3 protein-coding genes and 2 pseudogenes are annotated in these 7,835 nt (G+C 65.9%); 2 read left to right on the top strand and 3 right to left on the bottom strand.

Annotated elements, in window-relative coordinates; translation table 11 throughout:
* Positions 1–349 precede the first annotated feature (349 nt).
* The gene (locus tag NW75_RS19120; RefSeq protein WP_171010572.1) at positions 350–1,372 is read left to right on the top strand and encodes a LacI family DNA-binding transcriptional regulator; all 1,023 of its coding nucleotides are present in this window, start codon (positions 350–352) and stop codon (positions 1,370–1,372) included.
* 3 nt (positions 1,373–1,375) lie between these two features.
* Here the strand turns inward: NW75_RS19120 and NW75_RS19125 are convergent, their stop codons facing one another.
* Positions 1,376–2,044, bottom strand: a complete 669-nt coding sequence (locus NW75_RS19125) for a DUF6445 family protein (protein ID WP_231565326.1) — start codon at positions 2,042–2,044, stop codon at positions 1,376–1,378.
* A 67-nt stretch (positions 2,045–2,111) separates the two neighbouring features.
* Between NW75_RS19125 and NW75_RS19130 the strand changes: the two are divergent.
* Positions 2,112–3,683: pseudogene (locus tag NW75_RS19130) on the top strand (MFS transporter).
* Between the two features lie 11 nt (positions 3,684–3,694).
* On the opposite strand, the gene NW75_RS19135 reads toward NW75_RS19130, so the two are convergent.
* Complete coding sequence (locus NW75_RS19135) at positions 3,695–5,956, bottom strand: glycoside hydrolase family 3 C-terminal domain-containing protein (protein ID WP_033966901.1); 2,262 nt, start codon at positions 5,954–5,956, stop codon at positions 3,695–3,697.
* Positions 5,957–6,057: 101 nt separating this feature from the next.
* A pseudogene (locus tag NW75_RS19140) lies at positions 6,058–7,823 on the bottom strand (efflux RND transporter permease subunit).
* Positions 7,824–7,835 lie beyond the last annotated feature (12 nt).

Here is a 7,835-nt window from a genome sequence, read left to right on the forward strand (position 1 = left end):
GCTGGGCCTGTGCGAAGGCGACGCCCGGCATCGCCAGTGCGGCGGCGAGCGCGGTCGTGCTGGCGCATTCGCCCAGCCGCGCGGACAAGGACAGGTGGCGCGTCGGCGCAACCGCGCGATCGGCGCGGCCCGGCATGAACTTGGTCATTTGGTCTTCCCCTCAGGCGGGACGAACCCGCACATCCTCACGAAATTCAGTTTCCTCGACGTCGTCATCCGCGTCGATTGGCTAGGAGCAGGCTATATTTCGGACGAGGTCATTGCAAAAGTGGCGGGCATACGTATTCACAGGGCAGGCGGGTCGGGGGGTTCTGCTGTATTATTTAAACAATACACAGGTATGACTGGGATGGCCAAGCGGCCGACTTCGTTCGATATCGCACAACTTGCCGGTGTCTCGCAGCCGACGGTGTCGCGTGCGTTGCGCGGCGTGAAATCGGTCAATGCGCAGACGCGTGCGCGGATCGAAGCGATCGCCCACAGCCTGCATTATGCGGTCGACAAACACGCATCGAGCCTTCGCAGCCAGGCGTCGAACACGCTCGCTTTGCTGTTCTTCGAAGAGACGGCTGACGAGGACGCGACGATCAATCCGTTCTTTCTGTCGATGCTCGGGTCGATCACGCGTGCCAGCGCCAGAGCGGGGTACGACCTGCTGATCTCGTTCCAGCAGCTTTCGGGCGACTGGCACGTCGACTATCAGGACAGCCACAAGGCCGACGGCATCATCCTGCTCGGCTATGGCGATTACGAGGCGTATCGGGCGCGGCTCGATCATCTGGCCGAACAGGGCACGCATGTCGTACGCTGGGGGGCGGTCGGCACCGACCCGGCAGGGATCACCGTCGGTTCTGACAATCGCGGGGGCGGTGCGCAAGCGACGGCGCATCTGATCGCGCAGGGGCGGCGACGGATTGCGTTCCTCGGTTCGGCCGACAGCCGCTATCCCGAGCTTGAGGAACGGCATCGCGGCTATGGGGATGCGCTGGCGCAAGCGGGGCTGGTCGCCGATCCGGCACTTCGCGTCGATGCGATCACCAGCGAGGAGGCTGGTGTCGAGGCGGTTGCCACGCTCAAGGCGCGGGGTGCGGCGTATGACGCAATTTTCGCGGCGAGCGATAGCATCGCCATCGGCGCGATGCGGGCGCTGGCGGCGGAGGGACGGAGCATCCCGGGCGATGTCGCGGTGGTCGGGTTCGACGATATTCCCTCGGCCTCGCTGACCACGCCGCCGCTGTCGACGGTGGCGCAGGACACACGGCAGGCGGGTGCGTTGCTCGTCAGCACCTTGCTCGGCCAGTTACGCGGTACGGCGATCACACCGCCGCCGCTTCCGACCCGTTTGATCGCGCGCGCCAGCAGTGGTGCCTGAGCCTCAATCGTCGAACAGGAACAGGTTGAGCGTCAGCCGCCCGACCAACGGGTCCGGGGTGAGCGGCACCTCCGGCGGCAGCCACGCGCAATGCAGCGTGTTGCCCGCATAGACGAGCGCGCGGTTGAACGCCCCCGGCTGTGCCGCGATTTGCTCGAACAGCGGCGTGTCCCCGGCGATATAGGACGGCGCGGGCAGCCCGTGCTTTCCTACGCCTGTCTCGAGTTCGGTGGAGTAACGTTCGAGCCGTTCGGCGTCGACGCTTTCATAGCCGGTCGCGCGTTGGCGGTAGAAGGCGGTGCCGCCCTGCGCGGCGTGACCGAGGAACAGCAACAGCGCGATCCGGCGCGGCTCGACGCCATCGAAATGCGGCAAACGCTGGATCGGTGCCAGCGCGTCCGGGGGCGTGGTGACGAGTGAATAATAGGCCTCCGACACTGCCGGTGCGCGCTCGAGCCCGAAATGCGCGGCGAGCAGTGGGGCCACCTTCACCCGCATCGCCTCGGCCAGCCGGGGCGGCACGGGCGCACGCACACCGGGATAATGCGGCCCGATCGGGGTTAGCCGCAGCGCGGCGGCATCTTCACGGAGCAATTCGGGATCGCTCCAGAATGAGTCGAGTACGAGCAGCGGGCGCTGCTCCTGGCCTTGGTGGTGGAGGGTTACGGTCATCGACATCGCACCGTCATGCCCGGCTCCGGACGATCCTCGCAAGCGGCGTGGTGGTTTGCGTATTCGTATGCACCCTTGTGCGCTACCGGGCTTGTCGGCAGTCAGGCACGACAGACTGCGGGGAACCGCAGCAGGGGAGGTGGGCTTGAACGAGAAACCGGTGCAGCGCTTCGGCGGGTTGTGGAATATCAGCTTCGGCTTCTTCGGCATCCAGATCGGCTTTGCGCTGCAAAACGCTAATATGAGCCGGATTTTCCAGACGCTTGGCGGATCGCTCGATGATCTGTCCTATCTGTGGATTGCAGCCCCGCTCACCGGGCTGCTCGTACAGCCGATCATCGGTCATTACAGCGACCGCACCTGGACGCGTTTTGGGCGGCGGCGGCCGTATTTCTTTGCAGGCGCGGTGCTGGCGGCGCTGGCCTTGTTCGTCATGCCCGATGCCCGGATCCTGTGGTTCGCGGCGTTGACGCTGTGGGTGCTGGATGCGTCGATCAACGTGTCGATGGAGCCGTTTCGCGCGTTTGTCGGCGATATGCTGCGCAAGGATCAGCATACGGCGGGCTATGCGCTACAGACTGCCTTTATTGGTGCAGGCGCGGTGGTCGGTTCACTTTTTCCGTTCGTGCTGACTCATCTTGGCGTGTCGGGCGATGCGCTCGGCGGGATTCCTGCGACGGTTCGCTACAGTTTCTGGTTCGGCGGTGCGGCGTTGCTGCTGGCGGTGCTGTGGACCGTCGGCACGACGCGCGAATATAGCCCGGCCGAGATGCAGGCCTTTGGCGAGCCGATGCTCGGCGAGCCCACGACGCAACCCGTCCACGCGCTCGCGGCACGCGGGCTGGGCGCGAGCCTCGGCTGGATCGCAGCGGGCGCAGGCGTCGTGGTCACGGTGCCCACGCTTGGCCTACAGAAGGAGGTCTATCTGCTGGGGGCGTTGCTGATCGCTTATGGTTTGGCCAGCATCGCCGCGATCCTGCTCGCGCGCGGCGGCAAGGCCGACAATCCGCTCAGCCTGATCATCGGCGACTTTTTCGGGGATGCCGACGGTGATGAAGCGGCTCGCGCTGGTGCAGTTCTTCAGTTGGTCGGCGCTGTTCATCATGTGGATCTACACCACCCCCGTCGTCGCCCAATATGCCTTCGGCTCGAGCGACCCGACGAGCGCCGCGTACAATGCCGGTGGCGATTGGGTCGGGGTGCTGTTCGCGGTGTATAATGGCGTCGCGACAATCGTGGCGCTCTTGGTGTTGCCCCGGCTGGCAGCGCGGATCGGCAAGGTACGCACGCATGGTATCGGGCTGCTCTGCGGTGCCCTTGGTTATGCGAGCTTCCTTGTCATCCGCGACCCAATTTGCTGGTTTTGAGCGAAATCGGGGTCGGGATCGCCTGGGCTTCAATCCTCGCCATGCCCTATGCGATCCTTGCCTCCAGCCTGCCGCAGGCCAAGCTCGGCATCTATATGGGCCTGTTCAACGTGTTCATCGTCGTGCCGCAATTGCTGGTGGCGACCGTGATGGGCTCCGTGCTCAAGGCATTCTTTCCGACCGAGCCGATCTGGACGATGGCGTTTGCGGCGGCGGTGATGGCGCTGGCGGCGCTTGCGATGCTGCGCGTGCCGGAAACCGGCAACGCCTGACGCGCCCCGCTTTAGCGGGCGCGCCAGGTGGCGGGCAGCGTGCGCTCGGGCAGGGTCACCGTAACCGTTTGGCGGATGTCGCGGGCCGAGTCCGCCAGCATGACCTTGTAGGCACCCCCGGCAATGTGCCAGCGATGGTGGGCTTCATCCCATGTGGCGAGCAAACGCGGATCGACCGTCAGCGTCACCGCCTTGCGCGTGCCGGGTGCCAGCGCGACCTTGGTGAAAGCGGCAAGACGCTTCGGGGCCTCCCACCCGCCCGCGACCGGGGCGACGTAGAGCTGCGGAACGCTTGCCCCAGCCCGCGCACCGGTGTTGCGCACGGTGAAGGTCGCGGTGAGCACGCCGCCCGGCGTGGCTGCGTGCAGGCCCTCGCTGACGAAGCGCGTGTAGGACAGGCCGTGGCCGAAGGGGAATAAGGGCGCGATCCCCTTGGCATCGAACCATTTATACCCGACCGTCGCGCCCTCTTTATACACCACGTCGCCGCTATGCGGTTGGGCTGGATCGGGCAGTTGATCGACATTGCGGGCGAAGGTCACGGGCAGGCGACCCGAGGGATTGGCCTTGCCGAACAGCAGGTTGGCGATGGCCTTGCCCCCGGCCGTGCCCGGATACCAGGCCTCGAGTACCGCCCCGGCCTGATCGATCCACGGCATCGCCACTGGCCCGCCGGTTTCGAGCACCACCACGGTGTTAGGGTTGGCGGTGCCGACCGCGCCGATCAGCGCGTCCTGATTGCCGTCGAGCGCCATCGCCACGTCGAACGATTCGCCCGCCCATTGCGTGGCGAACACGATCACCACATCGCTGTCCCGGGCCAGCGCCGCAGCGGCGGCGGGGTCGCTGCCATCGGCGTAACGCACCGTGGCACCCGGGGCCTGCCGCTTGATCTCGTCGAGCGGCGAGGACGGGTAATACATGATCGGCCCGGGCCAAATTGTCGGTTGCAAGCCGGGCACGGCATTGCCGCCGACTGGATAGACCAGCGACGATCCGCCCCCGGCGAGCACGCCCTTGTCGGCATGGCCGCCGATCACCGCGATCCGCTTCGCGCTGGCGGCAAGTGGTAGCAAACCATGTTCGTTCTTCAGCAACACAGCCCCGGCTTCCGCTCCGGCGCGCGTCACCGCGGCATGGGCGGCATAGTCGATCGGCTGCTCGCTCACCGGACGCTCGAACACGCCTTGCGCGAACAGCGCGCGCAGGATGCGGTGCGCCATCAGGTCGAGCCGGGCCGCGGGGACCGTGCCATGATCGAGCGCGTCCCGCAGCGGCCGCCCGAAATAGGGTTCCTTGTCGAACGGAAATCCCGAATCCTGGTCTAGCCCGGCCTTGGCGGCGGCGACGGTGCTGTGCGTCGCACCCCAATCGCTCATTACATAGCCCCTGAATCCCCAATCGCTGCGCAGCACGTCGGTCAGCAGCCAGCTATTCTCGCAGGCGTAAACGCTATCGACGCGGTTGTACGAGCACATGATCGAGCCCGGATCGGCGCGTTCGATCGCCAATTGGAACGCCAGCAGATCGGACACGCGCGCCGCGCTGTGATCGAGCACCGAATTGCCGGCGTTACGATCGGTCTCCTGGTCGTTGATCGCGTAATGCTTGATCGTCGAGACGATATGGTTCGATTGAATGCCGATCACCTGTTCGGCAACCATCGTACCGGCCAGCAGCGGATCCTCCCCGCCATATTCGAAATTGCGGCCGTTGCGGGGCTCGCGCAGCAAATCGACGCCACCTGCCAGCATGACGTTGAAGCCCGACCGGCGCGCTTCATCGCCGATCATGGTGCCGCCCGCCCGCGCAATCGCGATATCCCAGCTTGCGGCGGTGGCGAGGTTGGAGGGCAAGGCGGTACGCTCGCGCTTGACCGGGGCACCGCCCTGGGTGGCAACGCCGACCCCGGCATCGGTCTGATGCTGCGCCGGGATGCCGAGTCTGGCAATCGCCGGCACATAGCCGGCCGAGCCGCTATGCGCTGCGGCGGGTGCGCGGTATTGCAGCCGTGGAAAGTCGGTGCCGAAATAGCCGAAGACCAGGGTCTGCTTTTCGTCGCGCGTCATCGCCGCGAGCAGCGCCTTGGCGCGCGCATCGGGGGACAGGCGGATATCGTTCCAGGCACCGCGCAGCGCTGGCTTCGTCCATTCGGGCAGCACGGGCATACCGGCGTCGGGAGCGGTCTGAGACGGCGGGGGCGGCGCTGCGACCTGGGCGGAGGCCGCCGCAGCGACCAGCAGCAACGGCATAGCCGCAACACGAAATGTCATGACGAAATTCCTCTCTCGGCGGAGGTCGTACCGCGCTCCCGCAGAAACGCCAAGATGCCGCGATTGCGTTACCATTCGCAAAAAGAGGGTATGGAGAGCAATTAGGTGGCGCGCCGCCCCGTCGTTAGCCGCACCAATACGGGCATGGCGAGCAGCACCAGCGGATATTGCAGCAGCAGCCCGGCGATAATCGCGATGGCGAGCGGTTGCTGGATGCCGGCCCCCTGGCCGATCGCCAGCGCCAGCGGCAGCAGCGTGAAGATCGCCGCCAGCGTGGTCATGGTGATCGGGCGCAGGCGGTTGCGGCTTGCCGCGCGCGCGGCCTCGGGCGGTGGCATGTGCCGGGCAAGGTCTTCGAATTCGGACACGTAGAAGATCGCCATTTCGGTGCCGATGCCGATGATCATCGTCATCCCCATCAGCGCGGTGATGTTGAGATCGACCCCCGATGCCCATAAGGCGGTGAACACGGCGGTGGTCGATAGCAGCGAGCAGCCGATGATGATGACCGGCAGCCAGAAGCGCCGATAGAGGATCAACAGCAGCGCGAATTCGGCGACGAGTGCCGCGCCGAACACCTTGACCAACCCGGCAAAGGCAATCTGTTGCTGCTGGTACAGTCCGCCTAGTTCGTAGCGGATGCCGGGGCCAAGCGCACCCGGCCGGTCGAGCGCCGCAGTGACATCGGCGACGGCGGCCCCGATGCCGCGCCCCTGAATGCGACCGGTCACCGCGATCATCGGCTCCAGATTTTCGCGGCTGATTTGCGGCTGGCCGGTGACCGACTTGAGCGACGCGACGCGCGACAGCGGGAACACATGCCCGTCGATCGCGCGGATCGGGAGCTGCGCCAGCCCGGTCTCGCTGATCGTCAGCGCCTCGGGCAAGCGCACGCGCACATCGACCGCTTTACTGGCTTGCGCCAGCGTGGTCGCCACGCTGCCGGTCAGCGCCGCGTTAAGCTGGGTCTCGATATCGGCGGGGGTAACGCCTTCCAGCCCCGCGCGGACCGGATCGATCTTCACGTCGAGCGCATCGCCGGCCAGTTGCACGCCGTCCTTCACTTCGACCACGCCATCGATCTTGCCGATCAGCGCGGCGACCTTTCTGGCCTCGCCCGGCAGCACCGCCGGATCATCCGCATAGAGCTTCACCTCGATCGGCTGCGGCACGGCGGTGAGATCGCCGATCAAATCCTCGATCAATTGCGCCACTTCAATCTGCACGCCCCGCACTTTGGCGGTCACTTGCCGCGCGACTTCGGCGGCGACCTCTTCGGTCGGGGCGTGGGCGGCTTCAGCCGGACGAAATAATCGCCATGATAGCTTTGCCCCAAATCGCCGCCGAGCCCGGTGCCAAGGCGGCGCGAGAAAGTGAGGACATCGGGATTGGCGCGCAGCATCGCATCGATCTGGCCGACCTCCCGCTCGGTTTCGTCGAGCGAGGTGCCGGGCGGGGTATAATAGTCCATCACGAACCCGCCTTCATCGACCTTGGGCATGAAGCCGCTCGGCACATTGGTGTAGCTGACATAGCCAAGCAGCAGCAGCGGCACCGCAATGACCGCGAGCAGCCAGGGCCGAGCATTAAGCCGGTCGAGTGCGCGGCTGTGCAACCGCGCGATGCGGTCGTCCTTGCCTTCGCCCGGATCATGCCACGTGTCGAAATCGACCAGCCAACGTACCAGCACCGGCACGACGAACGCCGTCATTGCCCAGGAAATCGCGAGCGCCGCCGCCATCGTCAGCGACAGCGCCTTGGAAAAGGCCCCGGTCACCCCGGTCAGGAAGGACAAGGGCACGAACACGATCAGCGTGGCGAGGCTCGATCCGGTCAGCGGTGCCAGAAACTCGCGCGCCGCCGGGATGACGGCGGCAGC

This window comes from Sphingomonas sp. Ant H11 (genome assembly GCF_000797515.1).
Lineage (GTDB): Bacteria > Pseudomonadota > Alphaproteobacteria > Sphingomonadales > Sphingomonadaceae > Sphingomonas.

What these genes read in the sequence shown, in the direction of transcription:
- NW75_RS19135 (WP_033966901.1), bottom strand. Translation starts at nt 5,956, where the DNA reads ATGACATTTCGTGTTGCGGCTATGCCGTTGCTGCTGGTCGCTGCGGCG.
- NW75_RS19120 (WP_171010572.1), top strand. Translation starts at nt 350, where the DNA reads ATGGCCAAGCGGCCGACTTCGTTCGATATCGCACAACTTGCCGGTGTC.
- NW75_RS19125 (WP_231565326.1), bottom strand. Translation starts at nt 2,044, where the DNA reads ATGACCGTAACCCTCCACCACCAAGGCCAGGAGCAGCGCCCGCTGCTC.